At 70.5% G+C, this 19,691-nt stretch carries 16 protein-coding genes, 1 tRNA gene and 1 pseudogene; 13 read left to right on the plus strand and 5 right to left on the minus strand.

What is annotated here, in order from left to right; genetic code table 11:
• Positions 1-366: 366 nt before the first annotated feature.
• From FDO69_RS17845 to FDO69_RS17870, 6 genes are all read left to right on the plus strand, one after another.
• Positions 367-804, plus strand: coding sequence for a DUF3052 domain-containing protein (locus tag FDO69_RS17845; RefSeq protein ID WP_031104104.1), 438 nt, complete (start codon positions 367-369; stop codon positions 802-804).
• Between the two features lie 107 nt (positions 805-911).
• The gene (locus tag FDO69_RS17850) at positions 912-1,370 is read left to right on the plus strand and encodes a peroxiredoxin (protein ID WP_104780806.1); all 459 of its coding nucleotides are present in this window, start codon (positions 912-914) and stop codon (positions 1,368-1,370) included.
• Positions 1,371-1,517: 147 nt separating this feature from the next.
• Complete coding sequence (locus FDO69_RS17855; RefSeq protein WP_104780807.1) at positions 1,518-2,093, plus strand: TerD family protein; 576 nt, start codon at positions 1,518-1,520, stop codon at positions 2,091-2,093.
• Between the two features lie 139 nt (positions 2,094-2,232).
• Positions 2,233-2,808: a TerD family protein gene (locus tag FDO69_RS17860; RefSeq protein WP_053672145.1), complete on the plus strand. Its 576-nt coding sequence runs from the start codon at positions 2,233-2,235 to the stop codon at positions 2,806-2,808.
• Positions 2,809-2,933: 125 nt separating this feature from the next.
• The gene (locus FDO69_RS17865) at positions 2,934-4,079 is read left to right on the plus strand and encodes a DUF475 domain-containing protein (protein ID WP_104780808.1); all 1,146 of its coding nucleotides are present in this window, start codon (positions 2,934-2,936) and stop codon (positions 4,077-4,079) included.
• A 130-nt stretch (positions 4,080-4,209) separates the two neighbouring features.
• Positions 4,210-4,944, plus strand: a complete 735-nt coding sequence (locus FDO69_RS17870; RefSeq protein ID WP_104780809.1) for a TerD family protein — start codon at positions 4,210-4,212, stop codon at positions 4,942-4,944.
• A gap of 87 nt (positions 4,945-5,031) precedes the next feature.
• Here the strand turns inward: FDO69_RS17870 and FDO69_RS17875 are convergent, their stop codons facing one another.
• A complete protein-coding gene (locus FDO69_RS17875; protein WP_104780810.1) occupies positions 5,032-5,937 on the minus strand; it encodes a TerD family protein in 906 nt (301 codons plus the stop codon).
• A 228-nt stretch (positions 5,938-6,165) separates the two neighbouring features.
• Between FDO69_RS17875 and FDO69_RS17880 the strand changes: the two genes are divergently transcribed.
• The 3 genes and pseudogenes from FDO69_RS17880 (at position 6,166) to FDO69_RS17890 (ending at position 10,925) form a co-directional block, all read left to right on the plus strand.
• Positions 6,166-7,332, plus strand: coding sequence for an HpcH/HpaI aldolase/citrate lyase family protein (locus FDO69_RS17880; protein WP_104780811.1), 1,167 nt, complete (start codon positions 6,166-6,168; stop codon positions 7,330-7,332).
• Between the two features lie 20 nt (positions 7,333-7,352).
• On the plus strand, positions 7,353-10,031 hold the full coding sequence (locus FDO69_RS17885) for a phosphoribosyltransferase (RefSeq protein ID WP_234387978.1): 2,679 nt from the start codon (positions 7,353-7,355) through the stop codon (positions 10,029-10,031).
• A pseudogene (locus FDO69_RS17890) lies at positions 10,031-10,925 on the plus strand (HAD family hydrolase). The gene FDO69_RS17885 and the pseudogene FDO69_RS17890 overlap by 1 nt, the downstream one beginning before the upstream one ends.
• Here FDO69_RS17890 and FDO69_RS17895 read toward each other — a convergent pair.
• Positions 10,867-11,652, minus strand: coding sequence for a DedA family protein (locus tag FDO69_RS17895; RefSeq protein ID WP_104780812.1), 786 nt, complete (start codon positions 11,650-11,652; stop codon positions 10,867-10,869). The pseudogene FDO69_RS17890 and the gene FDO69_RS17895 sit on opposite strands and share 59 nt — an antisense overlap.
• A 56-nt stretch (positions 11,653-11,708) precedes the next feature.
• Positions 11,709-11,933, minus strand: coding sequence for an FmdB family zinc ribbon protein (locus FDO69_RS17900; RefSeq protein WP_104780813.1), 225 nt, complete (start codon positions 11,931-11,933; stop codon positions 11,709-11,711).
• Positions 11,934-12,182: 249 nt separating this feature from the next.
• On the opposite strand from FDO69_RS17900, the gene FDO69_RS17905 reads away from it, so the two are divergent.
• From FDO69_RS17905 to FDO69_RS17915, 3 genes are all read left to right on the plus strand, one after another.
• Positions 12,183-14,339, plus strand: coding sequence for a transglycosylase domain-containing protein (locus FDO69_RS17905; RefSeq protein WP_170320903.1), 2,157 nt, complete (start codon positions 12,183-12,185; stop codon positions 14,337-14,339).
• Positions 14,340-14,403: 64 nt separating this feature from the next.
• Positions 14,404-15,681, plus strand: coding sequence for a polysaccharide deacetylase family protein (locus tag FDO69_RS17910; protein WP_104780814.1), 1,278 nt, complete (start codon positions 14,404-14,406; stop codon positions 15,679-15,681).
• Positions 15,682-15,788: 107 nt separating this feature from the next.
• Positions 15,789-16,961: an amidase domain-containing protein gene (locus FDO69_RS17915; protein WP_104780815.1), complete on the plus strand. Its 1,173-nt coding sequence runs from the start codon at positions 15,789-15,791 to the stop codon at positions 16,959-16,961.
• Positions 16,962-16,980: 19 nt separating this feature from the next.
• Here FDO69_RS17915 and FDO69_RS17920 read toward each other — a convergent pair whose 3' ends face one another.
• Complete coding sequence (locus tag FDO69_RS17920; protein WP_104780816.1) at positions 16,981-18,417, minus strand: coiled-coil domain-containing protein; 1,437 nt, start codon at positions 18,415-18,417, stop codon at positions 16,981-16,983.
• Positions 18,418-18,491: 74 nt separating this feature from the next.
• Positions 18,492-19,319: a DUF4097 family beta strand repeat-containing protein gene (locus FDO69_RS17925; RefSeq protein WP_104780817.1), complete on the minus strand. Its 828-nt coding sequence runs from the start codon at positions 19,317-19,319 to the stop codon at positions 18,492-18,494.
• A 208-nt stretch (positions 19,320-19,527) separates the two neighbouring features.
• On the opposite strand from FDO69_RS17925, the gene FDO69_RS17930 reads away from it, so the two are divergent.
• Positions 19,528-19,599: transfer RNA gene (locus tag FDO69_RS17930), tRNA-Val, on the plus strand.
• Positions 19,600-19,691 lie beyond the last annotated feature (92 nt).

Below are 19,691 nucleotides of genomic sequence, written 5' to 3' on the forward strand. Positions count from 1 at the left end.
GCCGGGGCGTCGTCGCTGGGGGGCGCGCCGCTGTCCATGGTCCACCTCAGGGCCGGGAAACGTCATCTCTACCGAGCGGTAACCCAGACGTGAGATCGACTCCGTGACGTATGGGGCGAATACCTTCGAGTCTCGTACCCACAGACGATTCCCAAACGCCCAAACAGGGCAGAAAGGTGTGGTGTGTGTCACCTCGGACCATGATGGTGTGCCTGAAGTTGCGGTGACACCGCCAGGATCGTCACCGTTTCGGCGGTCTGAACGGCCGGGTACTTGCGCGATCGGTCCCGCCCGTGTGGACTACGGCCAATGCTTCGCGCACGCGCGTGGCTGAGTTATTCCCAAAACATGATCAGGAGGCAACCCGTGAGCGCGACCGCGGACCACGCGGAGGAGCGGACGAACCCTGCCGCCAGGCTGGGGTTCCAGCCCGGGCAGGTGGTCCAGGAGATCGGCTACGACGACGACGTGGACCAGGAGCTCCGCAAGGCCATCGAGGGCATCATCGAGGCCGACCTGGTGGACGAGGACTATGACGACGTGGCCGATGCCGTTGTGCTGTGGTTCCGTGACGACGACGGCGACCTGACGGACTCGCTGGTCGATGCCACCACGTACATCGAAGAGGGCGGCGCGATCCTGCTCCTCACGCCGAAGACCGGCCGTTCGGGGTATGTGGAGCCGAGCGACATCTCGGAAGCCGCCACCACGGCGGGTCTGACGGCGTCCAAGAGCGTCAGCGTCGGCAAGGACTGGAGCGGCAGCCGGCTGGCGACGCCCAAGGCCGCCAAGTCCAAGCGTTAGCCGTACGGCTGGGCGGGCCGGCGTCTGTCGGCCCGCCCATCGGCCTGCGCCGGTGTCTGCGTAGGGTGGTCTCACCCGAAAAGCCCCACGAAGGGACACCCACAGCGATGGCGATCCAGGTCGGCGAGAAGGCCCCCGACTTCGAGCTCAAGGACAACCACGGCCGGGCCGTGCGGCTGTCCGACTTCCGGGGCCGCAAGAACGTGGTGCTGCTCTTCTACCCCTTCGCCTTCACCGGCGTGTGCACCGGCGAGCTGTGCGAGCTGCGCGACAACCTGCCGCAGTTCTCCGATCGCGACACCGAGCTGCTCGCCGTCTCCAACGACTCCATCCACACCCTGCGCGTCTTCGCCGAGCAGGAGAACCTGGAGTACCCGCTGCTGTCGGACTTCTGGCCGCACGGCAACGTCTCGCGCGCCTACGGCGTCTTCGACGAGGACAAGGGCTGCGCGGTGCGCGGCACCTTCGTCATCGACAAGGAGGGCGTCGTGCGGTGGACCGTCGTCAACGGCCTGCCGGACGCGCGCGACCTGAACGCGTACGTGAAGGCGCTCGACTCCCTGTGACGCCGGTCGGGCGGCACACGGCCGACACCCGCTGATTTCTCGGCTTCAGGGCCTGCGAGCGGCGGGAACCCGTCACTAGGATCGACTCGTTGATCCGACATCCGAGCACAACGGGGCATCCCGCCCCTGGACACCAATGGAGGACTCGTGGGAGTCAGCCTCAGCAAGGGCGGCAACGTATCGCTGAGCAAGGAGGCGCCGGGCCTGACCGCGGTCATCATCGGTCTGGGGTGGGACGTCCGCACCACGACCGGCACGGACTTCGACCTGGACGCCAGCGCGCTGCTGCTGAACAACTCCGGCAAGGTCGGCAACGACCAGCACTTCATCTTCTTCAACAACCTCAAGAGCCCCGACGGCTCCGTCGAGCACACCGGTGACAACATCACCGGTGAGGGCGAGGGCGACGACGAGCAGATCAAGGTCAATCTCGCCGCCGTCCCGGCCGAGGTCGAGAAGATCGTCTTCCCGGTCTCGATCTACGACGCCGAGACCCGCCAGCAGTCCTTCGGCCAGGTGCGCAACGCCTTCATCCGCGTCGTGAACCAGGCCGGCGAGGCGGAGATCGCCCGCTACGACCTGAGCGAGGACGCCTCCACCGAGACCGCCATGGTCTTCGGCGAGCTCTACCGGCACGGCGCGGAGTGGAAGTTCCGCGCCATCGGTCAGGGCTACGCCTCTGGCCTGCGCGGCATCGCGCAGGACTTCGGTGTGAACGTCTGAACCGACCACCTGAAGGGCCCTGACGCCGGGGCCCGCAGGTCCTCTCGTCCGGCGCCGCACGGTTTACGTGCGGCGCCGGACGCGCAGGACCACCTCAGTAACACCATCGGGCCGGTGGCCCAAGGGGAGGGACAGCATCATGGGCGTCACGCTCGCCAAAGGGGGCAATGTCTCCCTGTCCAAGGCCGCACCGAACCTCACCCAGGTGATGGTCGGACTCGGCTGGGACGCGCGCTCCACCACCGGAGCGCCCTTCGACCTCGACGCCAGCGCCCTGATGTGCGGCGGCGGACGCGTGCTCGGGGACGAGTGGTTCGTCTTCTACAACCAGCTCAAGAGCCCGGACGGCTCGGTCGAGCACACCGGTGACAACCTCACCGGCGAGGGCGACGGCGACGACGAGTCGCTCCTGATCGACCTCTCCAAGGTGCCGCCGCAGTGCGACAAGATCGTGTTCCCCGTCTCCATCCACATGGCCGACGAGCGCGGCCAGACCTTCGGCCAGGTCAGCAACGCCTTCATCCGGGTGGCCAACCAGGCCGACGGTCAGGAACTCGCCCGCTACGACCTGAGCGAGGACGCCTCCACGGAGACGGCGATGATCTTCGGGGAGCTCTATCGCTATCAGGGCGAGTGGAAGTTCAGGGCCGTCGGGCAGGGGTACGCGTCGGGCCTGCGCGGCATCGCGCTGGACTTCGGGGTCAACGTCTCATAACGCGTTATGAGCAAAATCCGGGCCCCATAGGGGTGCGGAGGGGGTCCGACTAGACTTCGGCTTCAAAAGTTCGTAAAGCCGGGTACGGCGCGGGGGAGCCCCGTACACACACGATTGGGTAGCCAGTGGTTCTGAAAACCTTCGGGTGGTCGTTCGCGGTCACCGCGCTCGGCCTGGTCGCGGCGGTCCTGTTCGGCGGATGGACCGCGCTCGGCATCGTCGCGATCCTCTCCGTCCTCGAGATCTCGCTGTCCTTCGACAACGCGGTGGTCAACGCCGGGATCCTGAAGAAGATGAATGCCTTCTGGCAGAAGATCTTCCTCACCGTCGGCATCCTGATCGCCGTCTTCGGCATGCGACTGGTCTTCCCCGTCGTGATCGTCGCGATCAGCGCCCAGCTGGGCCCGATCAAGGCTGTCGAACTCGCCCTGAACGACAAGGACCGCTACCAGCAGCTGGTGACCGACGCCCACCCGTCGATCGCCGCCTTCGGTGGCATGTTCCTGCTGATGATCTTCCTGGACTTCATCTTCGAGGACCGGGACATCAAGTGGCTCGGCTGGCTGGAGCGCCCGCTGGCCAAGCTCGGCAAGGTCGACATGCTGTCGGTCTGCATTGCCCTGATCGTCCTGCTGATCTCGGCGATGACCGTCGCCACCCATGCCCACCAGCACGGCGGCACCCACGTCGACAAGGCCGAGACGGTCCTGCTCGCCGGCATCGCCGGCTTGATCACCTACATGATCGTCGGCGGGCTCTCCGGCTACTTCGAGGACAAGCTCGAAGAGGAGGAGGAGCGCGAGCACGAGGCCGAGGAAGAGGCCGAGCGCACCGGCAAGCCCCGCTCCGCCGTCGCCCTGGCCGGCAAGGCCGCGTTCTTCATGTTCCTCTACCTCGAGGTCCTGGACGCGTCCTTCTCCTTCGACGGCGTGATCGGCGCCTTCGCCATCACCAACGACATCGTGCTGATGGCCCTCGGCCTCGGCATCGGCGCCATGTACGTCCGGTCGCTGACGGTCTACCTGGTCCGCCAGGGCACCCTCGACGACTACGTCTACCTGGAGCACGGCGCGCACTACGCCATCGGCGCCCTCGCCGCGCTCCTGCTCATCACCATCCAGTACCAGATCAACGAGATCATCACCGGCCTCATCGGCGTGGTCCTGATCGCCGCCTCCTTCTGGTCCTCCGTCCGCCGCAACAAGGCGCTCGCGGCCGCCGAGGGAGAAGCCGGCTCGGACGAGAAGACTGAGGTCCCGTCCGGGGTGTGACACCCCTTTGAGCGAGGAACGCTCTGTGCGGGGCGGCCACCGAGGACTCCTCGGCGGCCGCCCCGTCGGTCTTCATGGGCCGCGGGTACAGCGGTGACCTGCGGTCTCCAAGTGAACGTGGGGGGCGGAAATGGGCCTGTTCGACGGACTCCGGCGTGGCGATGTGCAGTTCGACTCGGGCCACGCGGCGACGAACGCGATCGAGCTGACCAAGCGGCGCGCGCAGATATCACTCACCAAGCAGGACGCCGCCACCGGCCATCTGCGCGTCAACCTCAGCTGGCGGATGCGCACGTCCGACATCGGCGGAAACCAGCGCGAGAGCCTGCTGCGCCATCCCTTCCGGGCCCTCAAGCCCCCCGAGGTCGTCGGCCACAGCCAGAGCATGGTCAACGTCGACCTCGACCTCGGCTGCCTCTACGAACTCCAGGACGGCAGCAAGGGCGTCGTCCAGCCCCTCGGCGGCTACTACGGCGACGTCAACGCCCCGCCCTACGTCAAGCTCAGCGGCGACGACCGGTTCGGCTCCGGGTCCGGCGAGACGATGTACATCAACCTCGACCACCGCGACGACATCAGGCGGCTCCTGGTCTTCGTCTACATCTACGACCAGACCCCCGCCTTCGACCGCACGCACGCCAGCGTCACGCTCTATCCGAGCAGCGGCCCGCGGATCGAGATCCACCTCGACGAACGCCAGCCGCAGGCCCGCTCCTGCGCCGTCGTCATGATCGAGAAGGTGAAGGACGAGATCGTGGTCCGCCGCGAGGCGAAGTTCGTCTACGGCTTCCAGGCCGAGCTGGACCGGCTGTACGGGTGGGGGTTGCAGTGGGGGCGGGGCTACAAGACGAAGGTCGACCGCTGACCGGGGGAGCCCCGGTGAACGCAGGGGCGGGGTCCGGCCAGGCCTGTCGTTCGGATCCCGTCTGCGACCTGATCCGGACGACCGGCCCTAACGGCCGATGAACTGCGGGCCCTGCGGGGGCAGGCGGAAGTCCGGGTCGGGGGCCGTGGTGGCCGCCGGCGGGTAGCCGTAGCCGGTCTGTCCCCCCGCTGCGCCCGCCGTGGCCGGTGCCTGGGGGTAGCCGTAGGCGGGACGGCTCGTGGGCTGCGGGTAGCCGTAGGCCGGCTGCGTGGCCGGCGGCTGCTGCGGATACCCGTAGCCGGGCTGCGTGGGCACCGCGTTCGGCTGCTCCGGGGGCAGCGGCAGGGAGACATCGGGGGTCTGCTGCGCCGGGCCGCCGGTCGTCGGCTGCGCGGGCGTGTTCGTGGTGGGGGGCGCGGGGACCGTCGTGGTCGGCTCCTCCAGGGCCTCCGACTCGTCCACCGAGATGCCGAAGTCGGTCGCGAGCCCCTTCAGCCCGTTCGAGTAGCCCTCGCCCAGCGCCCGGAACTTCCAGCCCTCCCCGCGGCGGTACAGCTCGCCGCAGATCAGCGCGGTCTCCTCGCCCGTCTCCGGCTTGACGTCGAAGTACGCCAGCGCCTCCGCGCCGGTGTCCGCGGCGTCGTACAGCAGGATGCGCAGGGCCTGTACACGGTCGAACGTCACGCCGTCCGCCGATGCGACCAGCAGAATCCGGCCGACCTCCGACTCGACACCGGTGAGGTCTGTCTGGATCGTGTCGGTCAGGCCCTCGGCGACCCGCTTCTTGCCGAGCCGCCACACCTTTCCGGCCGGGTGCCGGGGCTGGTTGTAGAAGACGAAGTCCTCGTCGGAGCGCACACGACCGTCGGGGCCGAGGAGCAGCGCGGAGGCGTCGACGTCCGGAACCCCCTGCCCGGGTGTCCAGCGCAGCACGGCCCGTACCGTGGTGGCTTCCAGAGGGACGTTCGACCCCTTCAGCATCGCGTGCGTCATGCGGTCATCCTGCCTTCTCGGTCCTGCTCACGACAACGCGGGGGGCCGCGCTCACGAGCGGCGCCGACGGCCGTGGCGGACTACCGTCGTCATGGCCGGGCCTCGCTGTGCTTGCCCGCGTTACCTGAAATTCATGCCTGACGGGAACCTCTGACATGGACTTCTACGTACTATTACCGGCCACCTTTCATCGATTCGCAGGCCGCACAACCACCACGGGGGAGTTTCATGCGTCATTTCGGGCACATCGCCCCTGAGGTCCGGAAGCGTCTCTTCTTCCGCGAACCGTGCGTGTTCACCCCGGACTCCCCGGCCCGGCTGCTCGCCGCCGCCCTGGGCGCCACGCTGTACAGCCCGGCCACCCGTCCGCGCCTCGCCGACGACGTCCTCAAGCAGGCCGGGCGCGGTGTGGTCTCGATGGTGCTGTGCCTGGAGGACTCGATCGACGACGCGGACGTCGGCCCCGGCGAGGAGAACCTGGTCCGCCAGTTCACCGCCCTCGACGACCTCCCGGACGCCGACCTGCCCCTGCTGTTCATCCGGGTCCGCGCCCCCGAGCAGATACCCGACCTGGTACGACGTCTCGGACCCGCCGTCCGGCAGCTGTCCGGATTCGTCCTGCCCAAGTTCACCGAGGAACGCGGCATTCCCTTCCTGGAGGCCCTCGCGACCGCCGAGGCCGAAAGTGGCCGTCGCCTTTTCGCCATGCCCGTCCTGGAGTCCCCGGAGCTGCTCTACCGCGAGTCGCGCGTGGAGACCCTGGAGGGCATCTCCCGCGCGGTCGACAAGTACCGCGACCGCGTCCTCGCCCTGCGCCTCGGGGTGACGGACTTCTGCTCCTCCTACGGGCTGCGCAGAGGCCCCGACATGACGGCCTACGACGTGCAGATCGTCGCCGCCGTGATCGCCGACGTGGTGAACATGCTGGGCCGCGCCGACGGCACCGGCTTCACCGTCACGGGGCCGGTGTGGGAGTACTTCCGGGTCCAGGAGCGCATGTTCAAGCCGCTGCTGCGGCAGAGCCCCTTCCTGGAGGTGCAGGCCGCGGAGCTGCGCGAGAAGCTGATCGAGCACGCCATGGACGGCCTGCTGAGGGAGATCTCCCTGGACCACGCCAACGGCCTGCTGGGCAAGACCTGCATCCACCCCTCGCACGTGCTGCCGGTGCACGCCCTGTCGGTCGTCAGCCATGAGGAGTTCTCGGACGCCCAGGACATCCTGCGCCCCGAGCGCGGCGGCGGGGGTGTGCTGAGATCGGCGTACACGAACAAGATGAACGAGGTGAAGCCGCACCGGGCCTGGGCCGAGCGGACCCTGCTGCGTGCCGAGGTTTTCGGCGTGGCCAACCAGGACATCGGCTTCGTGGAACTGCTGGCCGCGGGATTGCCGGGCTGACGGCACGACGCAAGGGATTCATGGAGAAGGCCGAGAAGACGGAGAAGGCGGAGAGGGCAGTGAACGAGGGGGAGCACCACGAGGTGCGCGCCGATGCGGCGGCCGGGCCGGCCGACGGGGCCGACGGCGTCTGGTCCGGCGACTGGGTCGCCGAGCGGCTCGGCGTCGAGCTCGTCGGCGACGACGGGCTGACCGGCCTGCTGGGGCTGGCGCTGCGCCGCAACCCCAAGCGGGCCCATCTGCTCGTGTCGAACGTGCTGGGCAAGCACGTACCGCAGTCGCCGTCCGTCGTGTACGGCTACGGCTGGGAGCTGGGCCGCCGGGTGCGTGAGCTGCTGGGCGACGACGAGGCCCGCAGGGCCGTCGTCCTCGGCTACGCGGAGACCGCGACCGGGCTCGGCCACTGTGTCGCCGACGGGCTGGGCCTCGCCCCCTACCTGCACTCCACGCGCCGCCCGATCGCCGGTCTCGACCCGGCCGGCGGTTTCGAGGAGTCCCACTCGCATGCGACCTCGCACCTGCTGCTGCCCGAGGACCCGGCCCTGCTGGCCGGTGACGGACCGCTGGTCCTGGTCGACGACGAGTTCTCCACGGGCAACACGGTGCTGAACACTGTCCGTGATCTTCACGCGCGGTATCCGCGGCGGCGTTATGTCGTGGTGGCGCTGGTGGACATGCGGTCGCCTGCGGATGCGGGGCGCCTCGCGGAATTCGCCGAGGAGATCGGAGCCCGGGTCGACTTGGTCACGGCGGCTTCGGGGACCGTGCGGCTGCCCGAGGGGGTGCTGGAGAAGGGGCAGGAGCTGGTGGCGCGGTACGAGTCGGAGAGTGCGACCGAGAGTGTGGCGGGGGGTTCGTCGGCGGGTGCGGCGCCGTCGGGGCTGATCGCGCAGTTCCCCGCGCCCCCCAACAGCGGCGCTGCCGTCGAAGCCGACCAGGAGGCCGACCCCCTGGGGGCGCGGGGAACTGCGCGACCAGCCCCCACCGGCCCGCGCCCGGACGAGGACCGCACCGCCCCCCACGCCACCCGCATCGACCTGCACTGGCCCCACGACCTGCCGGACGGCGGACGTCACGGCTTCACCCCCGCCCATCGGGAACGCCTGGAGGACGCCCTCCCGGCGATGGCCCGCCGCCTGGCCCACGCGCTGCCCGGGGGCGCCCGCCGCGTGCACATCCTCGGCTTCGAGGAGCTGATGTACGCGCCGCTGAGGCTGGCCCGGGAGCTGGAACGGGTGACGGACATGGAGGTCCGTTACTCGACCACCACCCGCTCACCCGTCCTCGCGGTCGACGACCCCGGCTACGCGATACGCACCCGCCTCGCCTTCCCCGCCCACGACGACCCCGCCGACGGCCCCGGCGAGCGGTACGCCTACAACGTCGCGGGCGCCGGGTTCGACGCCGTCGTCGCCGTCGTCGACTCGGCCGCGGACACCCTCGCCCTGCACGCGCCCGACGGCCTGCTGGCCCGGCTCGCCGCGCACACCCCCGAGGTCCTCCTCGCCGTCGTACCGTCGTACGCCCCTGAAAGGCCCCGCATGCTGCCCGAGCCCCTCCGCGGCCCCCACTTCTCGTCGTACGCGCCCGAGGAGGTCGGCTGGCTGCTCCAGGACCTCTCGGACGTGACGCTGGAGGCGCCGACCGAGGAGCGCGAGGAGGCGATCCAGAGCGGCGGCGCGCACTACGCGGAGTCGCTGCCGGTGGAGTACCAGCCGAGCGAGCAGTACCAGGAGCTGTTCCACGCCGCGCTGGAGGAGTCGGCGGCCCGTATCGCCCAGGCGGTCGGTGTCGTCACCGAGACGGTCCTCGCGGAGCGGTCACCCCGCCCCGTCCTGGTCTCCCTGGCCCGCGCCGGCACCCCCGTCGGCATCCTCATGCGCCGCTGGGCCCAGCACCGGCACGGCCTCGACCTGCCGCACTACGCCGTGTCGATCGTCCGCGGCCGGGGCATCGACGCCAACGCCCTGCGCTGGCTCGCCGAGCACCACGACCCCCGGGACGTCGTCTTCGTCGACGGCTGGACCGGCAAGGGCGCCATCACCCGCGAACTCGCCCAGGCCCTGGAGGAGTTCGAGAAGACCGACGGCATCAGCGGCTTCAGCCCCGAGATCGCGGTCCTGGCCGACCCGGGCTCCTGCGTGCGGACCTACGGCACCCGCGAGGACTTCCTCATCCCCTCCGCCTGCCTCAACTCCACCGTCTCCGGCCTGATCTCGCGGACCGTGCTCCGCGCCGACCTGGTCGGCCCGCACGACTTCCACGGCGCGAAGTTCTACCGCGAACTCGCCGCCACCGACGTCTCGGTGGCCTTCCTGGACGCCGTCTCCGCCCGCTTCCCCGAGGTCGCCGACGCGGCCGTCGCCCAGGCCAAGGAACTGCTCGCGGCCGACCGCTCGCCCACCTGGGAGGGCTGGGCCGCCGTCGAGCGCATCAGCGAGGAGTACGGCATCCACGACGTGAACCTCGTCAAGCCCGGCGTCGGTGAGACCACCCGGGTCATGCTGCGCCGCGTGCCGTGGAAGGTCCTGGCACGCGCCGGGGCGGGCAGCGACCTCGACCACGTGCGCCTGCTGGCCGAACAACGCGGCGTGCCCGTCGAGGAGGTCGGGGGACTGCCCTACAGCTGCGTCGGCCTGATCCACCCCCAGTACACCCGGGGTGCGACCGGCGCCGACGGCAAGGCGGTGGCCCTCTGATGCCCGCCATCGTCGCCAGCGACCTCGACCGCACCCTGATCTACTCCGCCGCGGCCCTGGCCCTGACCATGCCGGACGCGCGGGCGCCCCGGCTGCTGTGCGTGGAGGTGCACGAGAGCAAGCCGCTGTCGTACATGACGGAGACGGCCGCCCGGCTGCTCACCGACCTGGGCGACGCGGCCGTGTTCGTGCCGACGACCACCCGGACGCGCAAGCAGTACCTGCGCATCAACCTGCCGGGTCCCGCGCCCACGTACGCGATCTGCGCGAACGGCGGCCATCTGCTGGTGCAACCTGCCGGGTCCCGCGCCCACGTACGCGATCTGCGCGAACGGCGGCCATCTGCTGGTGGACGGCGTGTCCGACCCCGACTGGCACGCGCAGGTCACCGCACGGCTGGCCGACCAGTGCGCGCCGCTGGCCGAGGTGCAGGAGCATCTGCTGAGGGCCGCCGACCCCGTCTGGGTGCGCAAGCACCGCGTCGCCGACGACCTCTTCGCCTACCTCGTCGTCGAGCGGGAGTTGCTCGACGAGGACTGGGTGAAGGAACTCGCGGTGTGGGCGGAGAACCGCGGCTGGACCGTGTCCCTCCAGGGCCGCAAGATCTACGCCGTTCCCAAGCCGCTCACCAAGAGCGCGGCGATGCGCGAGGTGGCCCGGCGCACCGGGGCCGATCTCACGCTCGCCGCCGGTGATTCCCTGCTCGACGCCGATCTGCTCCTCGCGGCGGACCGGGGCTGGCGGCCGGGGCACGGGGAGCTGGCCGACACGGGGTTCACGGCACCCACGATCAGGGCGCTTCCCGAGCGGGGCGTTGCGGCCGGGGAGCGGATCCTCAGGGAGTTTCTGGGGGCAGTGAGGGGCGCTGACGCTCGGCCTGGGCCGGGCGCCTGAGAACTCGGGTGTCCTGGTCGTCGTGCGGGTGCGGCGCCGACGTGGCCGTTCGCGCACCGCGGCGGAGCCGCACATCGACACAGCCCCGCGCCCCTTCGGGGCGCGTCCCCTTGGGGCGTCGGAACAGCCGCACTGCGATGAACACCGCCACCGCCACCACCGCTACGGCCAGGACCACCTTCGAGTAGGCGGAGACGATGTCCGAGACCTGGTGCCAGTTCGCGCCGAGGAAGTAGCCCGCGAGCACGAACGCCGTGTTCCAGAGGGCGCTGCCCAGGGTGGTCAGGCCCAGGAACACCGGCAGGCGCATGCGCTCGACACCCGCCGGCACGGAGATCAGGCTGCGGAAGATCGGGATCATCCGGCCGAAGAACACGGCCTTGGTGCCGTGCTTGAGGAACCATGCCTCGGTCTTCTCGATGTCCGCGACCTTCACCAGCGGCAGCCGGGCCGCGATGGCCACCGTCCGGTCACGGCCGAGCAGCGCGCCGACGCCGTACAGCGCGAGCGCGCCGATCACTGAGCCGGCCGTCGTCCACAGCAGGACCGCGAGCAGGCTCATCCGGCCGCTGCTCGCGGCGAACCCGGCCAGCGGCAGGATCACCTCGCTGGGCAGCGGCGGGAACAGGTTCTCCAGGGCGATGGCGAGACCGGCACCCGGCGCGCCCAGCCCGTCCATCAGGTCGTTGACCCACTGCGGCCCGGCGTCCGCTGCGATGGCTGTCATGCCGCCACGCTAGGGAACCGAAGCTGAAGGACTCCTGAGGAAACCCGGCGGCCGCGTCAGCCGCAGCAGCCGCCTCCGCAGCAGCCGCCCCCGCCGCCGCCGCCCGCGCGGGGCGCCGGTGCCGGGGCGGAGGCCGAGCCGCCGACCGCGACCGTGGAGAGGAGCTTCACCGTGTCGTCATGCCCGCTGGGGCAGGCCGCGGGGTCGGAGGACTCGGCCATGGGACGGCTGAGTTCGAACGTGTCGCCGCAGGTCCGGCAGCGGTACTCGTAGCGAGGCATGGAGACAGGTTAATCCGCGCCGACGGAAGTGACATCCTTCGGGAATCGCTTTGATCACTGTTGCCGTACCGGTGTGGAGGACCTGTAAAGGCCGCTGATAACTTTCGATCGTCGCGAGAAGCCGTGAAGGCGGGGGAACGAAAGGGCTCGCTGCCGTCGAGCACGGCAGCCATGTCCTTCCGCGCGAGCACCATGGTGAGCGGGAGGGAGACAGCCGTGTCCAAGGCTGGGCGGGAATCGGACGAGACCATGCAGTTGAAGGTCCCCGCTTCCATGAATGCGGACGAGACCGTCATGTTGCGCATCGTCGAGGCGGCCGCGACCGACAAGGAGAAGGCGTGCTCCGGTACGGCCGCGGACGGGAATGGCCCCGACCGGTCGCGCCGCCGGCGCAGAGCCCCCCGGACGTCCCCCCTGTCCCGTCTGTCCGCCGCCGCCCCGGGACCGGCACGACTCGCCGCCCGCGTCGCCTTGGAAGCCCGCCGCCTGCGGCCCTGTTATCCGCATGCCGACCGCACCGGCTGGCGGCGCTGGGCGCCCTCCTGGCGGCAGTGGCTCGGTGCCGCGCTGACGTTCACCGGCCTGAGCATCGTCCTGCTGGGCTCCGCCTACGCCGCCACCGACATCCCGGACAACCTCAACTCGTACGCCACCCAGCAGGACAACGTCTACTTCTGGTCCGACGGGACGCCCATGGCCCGCACCGGCTGGGTGCGGCGGCAGGCGATGCCCCTGAAGGACATACCCGAGGACGTCCGCGGCGCGGTGCTGGCGGCGGAGAACGCGAGCTTCTACAGCGACCCCGGCATATCCCTCAGCGGCGTCGGCCGCGCCCTGTGGCGCACCGTCGGCCAGGGGGAGACGCAGGGCGGCTCCACCATCACCCAGCAGTACGTCAAGAACGTCTACCTCAACCAGGACCGCTCGGTCGGCCGCAAGTTCACCGAGGCGATGCTCGCCCTCAAGCTCGACAACGGGATGAGCAAGGACGACATCCTCGAGGGCTACCTCAACACGAGTTGGTTCGGCCGCGGCACCTACGGCATCCAGCGCGCCGCCCAGGCCTACTACGGCAAGGACGTCGGCGAACTCGACGCCGGCGAGGCCGCCTTCCTCGCCTCCCTCCTCAAGGGCGCCTCGCTCTACGACCCGTCCGTGAGCCAGGCCAACCACGCCCGGGCGGTGGAGCGCTGGTCCTGGATCCTCGACCGCATGGTCGACACCGGCGCGCTGTCGAAGGCCGAGCGCGCCCGGTACAAGGAGTTCCCCGAGCCGCTGAAGCGGGCGCCCGGGTTCGACACCGGCAAGCAGAGCGACTACCTGGTGGAACTGGCCGCCCAGTACGCCAAGAAGGCGGCGCACCTGACGGCCAGGGAGTTCGACCTGGGCGGCTACCAGATCTACACGACCTTTGACCGCAAGCAGGAGACCGCGCTCACCGACGCCGTGGACAAGGCCCGCAAGCGGGCCCGCAAGGACGACCCGGCCAAGGCGAAGGCCCTGCACTTCGGCGCCTCCTCGGTGGCCGCCGACGGGCGCATCCTCGCCGTCCACGGCGGCCCCGACCACCGTGAGCAGGGCTACAACGAGTCGAACGCGACCACTGTCCCCGCCGGTTCGGCCTTCCTGCCGTTCGTCTACGCCGCGGCCCTGGAGCACGGTGTGCACCGCACCCGTGACGGCGCCGCGACCGAGGTCACCTCGCAGACGCCGTACGACGGGGACGACGGCATCGCCGTGCGGACCCCCGAGGGCCCCTACTGGGACCGTGGCGGCAAGCAGGTCACCTCCCGCAACGACGGCGGGAAGTCCTACGGGCGGATCGGCCTGGGCCGGGCGCTCGCCCTGTCGGTGAACACGCCGTTCATGCAGCTCGGCATGGACACCGGCCTGGACAGGGTGCGGGACACCGCCCAGCGGGCGGGCCTGCTCTCCTCCAGCTTCGGCCCGCAGGTGCCCGCGATGTCGCTGGGCAGTGCCACGCCCAGCGCGATCCGCATGGCGAGCGGATACGCCACGTTCGCCGCCGCCGGCAAGCACGTCGAGCCGTACTCGGTGGCCCGGATCACCCGCAACGGCTCCGAGGTCGCGCTGACGAAGCCCGCCGCCCGCCGTGCGGTGAGGGCGAGCGTGGCCGAGGCCGTCCAGTCCGCCCTCACGGACGCCTTCCGCACCGCCCGCCCGGGGGCGGTCACGACCGCCACGGTGGCCGGGAAGGCCGGCACCACGCAGAACGACACCGCCGCCTGGTACGTCGGCACGGCCAACTCCGTGTCGACGGCCGTGGTGGCCTACCGCATCGACCTCACCAAGAGCCTCGAACCCCTGCCGCTGGACGGGATCGCGGGCTCTGCCGGCGACAGCGTCCCGTACCGCATCTGGTCGGGTGCCCGCGGCATCGGCTGATCCCCGAGCCCGGCCCCGCCCCGTCCCCCCACCGCCACCTCCCCCCTCGCAGAATGAGCCGCGCATGATATCGCCGTCCGGCCGCCGCCGCCGACCCCGCGCACCCCGTCGCGCCGTGCCCCCGGGGGTGCTGACCCTGGCGGCCCTCCTCGTCGTCGCGTCCCTGGTGGCGGGCTACGTGGTGCTGAGCCGCTCGGACACCACCACCCCGACCGCCTCCTCGGGGGGTCACAAGGCAGGCTCGGCGAAGCCGGACCAGGAACCCCGGTGGGACGGCAGGACGAAGGTCCTCGGGGACGGCTCCACCTCCTACACCGGCCCGCGGCACGGGCAGTTGAAGCCGGTGCCGCTCAAACCGGGCGAGAAGCCGCCGCAGTTCGTCGTCTTCTCCTGGGACGGCGCGCTGCAGGGCGACGACGGGCTCTTCTCGCACTACCGGGAGCTGGCCGAGGAGTACGACGCCCACATGACCTTCTTCCTCACGGGCATCTACCTCCTGCCCAAGAGCAAGAAGAACCTCTACACCCCGCCCCAGCACGCCAAGGGCTCGGCGGCGATCAGCTTCGCCACCGACGAGCACATCCGCACCACACTGGAGCAACTCGGCAAGGCGTGGCAGGACGGGAACGAGATCGGCACCCACTTCAACGGCCACTTCTGCGGCAAGAAGGGCGGCGGCGACTGGAGCGTCGCGGAGTGGAAGAGCGAGATCGACCAGTTCTACGACTTCACCGAGAAGTGGAAGACCAACACCGGCTTCCAGGACGTCGACCCCCTGCCGTTCGACGTCAGGAAGGAGGTCACGGGAGGCCGCGCGCCCTGCCTGGAGGGCCAGAAGAACCTGCTGACGGCCGCCAAGGACTACAAGTGGCGCTACGACGCGAGCTCCGCGGGCGACTTCCAGATATGGCCCGGCAAGAAGAACGGCATCTGGGACTTCCCGCTGCAGATGCTCCCGTACGAGGGCGGCACGTACCAGGGCCTCTCGATGGACTTCAACTTCCTCTACAACCAGTCCGAGGGGGAGACCGAGGGCGACCCGGCGAAGTACCCCGAGTGGGAGGAGCAGACCGTCGCCTCCTACATGTCCGGCTTCAACCGCGTGTACTACGGCAGCCGGGCCCCGCTGTTCATCGGCAACCACTTCGAGGACTGGAACGGCGGCATCTACATGCGGGCCGTCGACCGGGTCATCAAGGACATGTGCACCAAGAAGGGCGTCAAGTGCGTGTCCTTCAGGGAACTGGCCGACTGGCTCGACGTGCAGAAGCCCGGGACCCTGCAACGACTGCGCGGCCTGGACCCGGCACAGTCGCCCGACTGGTCGACCGTCGTGAAGTGATCAGGTCCGCAAGAAACAGGCGCAACACCCTTCACAGCGGCCGCACATTCCATGCAAAGATCTCCTACCCCGGTCATCCTTCGGCCGGGGCAAGAGGGGAAACACCAGTGAAATCAAGGAAACTGAGCGGGACGCGCCGCCGCGTCACGATACTCGGGGCCGCGGCGACCTCGGTCGTCGCGGGAGTCGCCCTGCTGCCCAACTGGAGCGCGGGCGCGGCGGTCAGCGACGATCCGACGGTGGACGCGCGGACCAAGGCCACCTTCCAGCGGCTGGCCGACGCGGTCTTCACCGACCGCACCAACGCCCTCGTCAAGGGCGGACAGGCCGGCGCGGACAAGCCACTGACCGACGGCTTCTCCGGCGACGTCGCGCTGTCCTCGGGCACGGCACGCACCGAGGACGCCACCCTGTCCGCGCTGGGGCAGCGCAAGGAGAGGCTGGCGAAGGCCGGCGAGACGTACGGCAAGGCCAGCACCACCGTCACCCTGAACGCCACGCGGGTGACGGGCCGTACGGCCAAGGCGGACGTCACCGAGACCACGACCCTGACCTACGCCGGAGCCCGGGGCGACGCGCCGAAGACCACCGGATTCCAGGCCCGGCACGAGCTGACCTTCAAGGCCGACCGGCAGGGCGACTGGCGGCTGACCGGCATCCGCGACACCGACGAGGGTGGTCTCGCGGTGAACACGCTCTCCAAGCCGGCCCCCGTCAAGGCGACCACCGCCGCCGACAACACCACGCCGAACGCCGCGCGTGCGGCGATCACCCCCAACCCGGCCGCCGCCCCGAAGACCGGCACGACGTACGACTACAAGGCCATGGCGGCCTACGCTGAGAAGTACTGGAACGTCTACAACAAGGACTACCCGGACTTCAGCGGGCACGGCGCGGGCGGCGACTGCACCAACTTCGTCAGCCAGTCCCTGAAGGCGGGCGGCTGGAAGCACGCCCCCGGCTACGTGTACGACTACACCAAGTGGTTCGGCAACGCCGACATCCAGTCGGACTCCTTCGTGGGCGTCAACGAGTGGTCCTGGTTCGCCCAGAACTCCAAGCGGACCACGCCGCTCGCCAACGTCTTCCAGCTCGAGGTCGGTGACGTCCTCCAGATGGACTTCGACCGGGACGGGTCCAAGGACCACACGATGATCGTCACGTACAAGAGCGGCGGTGTGCCGTACGTGACCTACCACTCCAACAACACCCTCCGCAGGTCGGTGGCGAGCCTCGTCGCGTCGTACCCGAACGCGTACTACTACGCCTACCGCACCTGAGAACGGGCGGGGGCCGGGCTCAGTGTCCGGCCCCTCGCTCCTCGCGGATCCCGGAGACCACGTGGGCCACCGCCTGGCGGACCGCTTCCGTCTCCGTGAGGAAGTGCCAGTAGTCGGGGTGGCGGCCCTCCAGGGTGGCGACGGCGCGGTCCAGGCGGGCCACGGCGTCGTCCAGGGGGCGGGCGTGGCGCGGGTCGGGGGTGTTGCGGCCGGCCATGGCGAGGCGCTGGGCGTCGCGGATGGCGAAACGGGTGCGGTCGATCTCCTGCTGGGGGTCCTTCTGCACGGCGTTCAGACGGTGCAGCCGGTCGCCCGCGGCGGAGACGGCTTCGTCGGTGCTGTTCAGCAGCGCCCGCACGGTCGACAGCAGGGCTGTCGCGTCGGCCCAGCGCTGTTCGCCCCGGGCGGTGCGCGCCTCGGCCAGTTTGGTCTCTGCCCGGCGGACGTTCTCGGCGGCGCTGTCGGGGACGTGTTGCAGGTCCTGCCAGCAGGCCGCGGTGAAGCGGCGGCGCAGTTCGCTCAGGGTCGGTTCGACCTGCTCGGAGCGGGTGGTGAGGGCCTGGGCGCGGGTGCGCAGGGAGACGAGTCGGTGGTCGATCTCGGCAGCCCGGTCCGGCAGCCGCTCGGCCTCCACGCGGACCGCCTCGGCCTCACGCGTGACCCGCGCGGCCCGCTCCAGGGTCTGCGGTACGCCGTGCTGTCCGGCGCCCTGGTTCAGCTTGGTCAGCTCGGGCGAGAGGGAGGCGAGCCGGGCGGCGAGATCGTCCGCCCTGAGCCCGGCGGCGCGTACGGCGTCCAGGGCGTCGGATGCGGCGAGCAGGGACTGGCGGGCCCGTTCGACCGCGGGGGCGAGCCGGGCCAGCTGGGTCTCGGCCTTGCCGAGGAGGGGCCCGAGGCCCTCGGTGAACCGGTCCAGCTCCTGTTTGACCCGGCCGAGTTCCTCCTTGGCGGCGGTCAGCTCGGCACGGGCGCGGGAGGCGGCGGAGGCCTCCAGGTCGTCGCGGTCGAGGTCGTGGGCGTCGACGGCGTTGATGTAGCGGTGGCTGGCCTCGTCGATGCGGTTGCCGAGAGCGTCGAAGTCGGCCACGGCGCGCCGGGCGGCGGGCGAGTCGTCGACGGCGGTGATCGTCTCGATCGAGATGCGCAGGTCGCGCTGGGCGGTGTCGAGCTCGTAGAACGCGGCGGCGGCGGCGTCCTTCGCCGCCTGGGCCTCGGCCCGCTGGTTCTCGGCCCGGCCGCCGAACCAGCGCCGGGTGCCCCCGCCCGCGAAGGCGGCGGGCAGCGCCAGCGCGGCCACCAGCGGCAACGCGATCAGGGTGAGCGCGTCCTGGAGCGGGCGGCCCGGCGTACGGGACGTGGAGCGACGAGTGCGGCCCGGCGTACGGGGGGCGGGGCGACGCGGGCGGTGTGCGCGCGGCGCCGACGGCGAGTCCGGCTGTCCTGGTGTCGCCGTCACATCCCTCTCCCGTGCTGTGGTCCACCCTGCCCGGTGTCATTCTCCCACCGGTTATGGACGAACACACGGGCCGGTCAGTTCGCTGTTCGGACCGTCACTTTGCCGTCGCCGGTCCGGGCGGACACCACATGGGCGCTGCTGTCGTCGCGGGGCACGGACACCTCCACGCCGCCGTCGCCGGTCTCGGTGGTCACGCGGTAGCCGGCCCGGGGCACGGCGATGGTCACGGAGCCGTCACCGCTTCGGGACTCCACGCGGTCCGGTACGACGCCGAGTTCGAGGCGGACCGAGCCGTCACCGGTGTGAGTGCGGACGTCACGGGAGGAGACGTCCGCCCGGATGGATCCGTCGCCGGTGCGCAGCCGCAGGGGACCGGTGGTGTCGCTGACCCGGATCGACCCGTCGTCGGTGCGCAGCTCGACGGGGCCGGTGGTGTCCGTGACGCGGACGGATCCGTCGCCGGTGCGGATGTTCAGGGAGTCGTGGAAGCCGCGGGCCCGCACGCTGCCGTCGCCGACCCGGACCTTGACGGTGACGCCGCGGGGCACCTCGATGCGGTGCTTGGCGGAGCAGTCGACGACGATGCCGGAGCACTTCATTCGCAGGACCAGCCGGTCGTCCCGCAAGGACCAGGTGGCCTTGGGGGCCGTGCCGATGGCGGCCTTGCCCTGGAACCAGCGGGTGACCTCGATCTTGCCCGCCGGATGCCGGTCGGCCGCGACGATCTCGAGGGCGGAGTCGTCGGAGTCGACGGTGAGGGTGCGGCCCTGGAGGCCGAAGGACCGGTGGTCGGGGTCCGTGTCGTCCTCGGCGGACGCCCCGCAGGCGCTGAGCCCCGCGACGAGCACGACGACGGCCCCGGCGAGGGCGGTGGCGCGGGCAGCGGCGGTGCGTGTGGTCATGACGATCTCCCCCTGGACGGACGACGGGCGCCTCGGGCGCTCTACGACCGTATGGAGCGGGGGCCCGCAGGGGGATCCGGCACACTCCCGGAATGGGGTGGGGTTAACCCCAGGTGCGGCACCCGCCGCCGCCCTGCGATACGGGTTTGCGGGACCGTGCCCCGGGCAATGTAGGCTGTCGACTCGTCCTGGGCGTGGCCCGGGATCCGGGTGCGTAGCTCAGGGGTAGAGCGCCTGCCTTACAAGCAGGATGTCGGCGGTTCGAAACCGTCCGCGCCCACAACACCGCGTTCAGCGGCAGAGGCCCTCCAGGGATTGGCGGTTTCTAGGGATCGTCGCAACACATGATCGGTTGTGTCAGACGGCGAGCAG

The sequence above is a fragment of the Streptomyces tibetensis genome, from assembly GCF_007655005.1.
GTDB lineage: Bacteria > Actinomycetota > Actinomycetes > Streptomycetales > Streptomycetaceae > Streptomyces > Streptomyces tibetensis.

What these genes read in the sequence shown, in the direction of transcription:
- FDO69_RS17875 (WP_104780810.1), bottom strand. Translation starts at nt 5,937, where the DNA reads ATGACGCACGCGATGCTGAAGGGGTCGAACGTCCCTCTGGAAGCCACC.
- FDO69_RS17860 (WP_053672145.1), top strand. Translation starts at nt 2,233, where the DNA reads ATGGGCGTCACGCTCGCCAAAGGGGGCAATGTCTCCCTGTCCAAGGCC.
- FDO69_RS17850 (WP_104780806.1), top strand. Translation starts at nt 912, where the DNA reads ATGGCGATCCAGGTCGGCGAGAAGGCCCCCGACTTCGAGCTCAAGGAC.
- FDO69_RS17910 (WP_104780814.1), top strand. Translation starts at nt 14,404, where the DNA reads ATGATATCGCCGTCCGGCCGCCGCCGCCGACCCCGCGCACCCCGTCGC.
- FDO69_RS17885 (WP_234387978.1), top strand. Translation starts at nt 7,353, where the DNA reads ATGGAGAAGGCCGAGAAGACGGAGAAGGCGGAGAGGGCAGTGAACGAG.
- FDO69_RS17895 (WP_104780812.1), bottom strand. Translation starts at nt 11,652, where the DNA reads ATGACAGCCATCGCAGCGGACGCCGGGCCGCAGTGGGTCAACGACCTG.
- FDO69_RS17880 (WP_104780811.1), top strand. Translation starts at nt 6,166, where the DNA reads ATGCGTCATTTCGGGCACATCGCCCCTGAGGTCCGGAAGCGTCTCTTC.
- FDO69_RS17905 (WP_170320903.1), top strand. Translation starts at nt 12,183, where the DNA reads ATGCAGTTGAAGGTCCCCGCTTCCATGAATGCGGACGAGACCGTCATG.
- FDO69_RS17900 (WP_104780813.1), bottom strand. Translation starts at nt 11,933, where the DNA reads ATGCCTCGCTACGAGTACCGCTGCCGGACCTGCGGCGACACGTTCGAA.
- FDO69_RS17925 (WP_104780817.1), bottom strand. Translation starts at nt 19,319, where the DNA reads ATGACCACACGCACCGCCGCTGCCCGCGCCACCGCCCTCGCCGGGGCC.
- FDO69_RS17870 (WP_104780809.1), top strand. Translation starts at nt 4,210, where the DNA reads ATGGGCCTGTTCGACGGACTCCGGCGTGGCGATGTGCAGTTCGACTCG.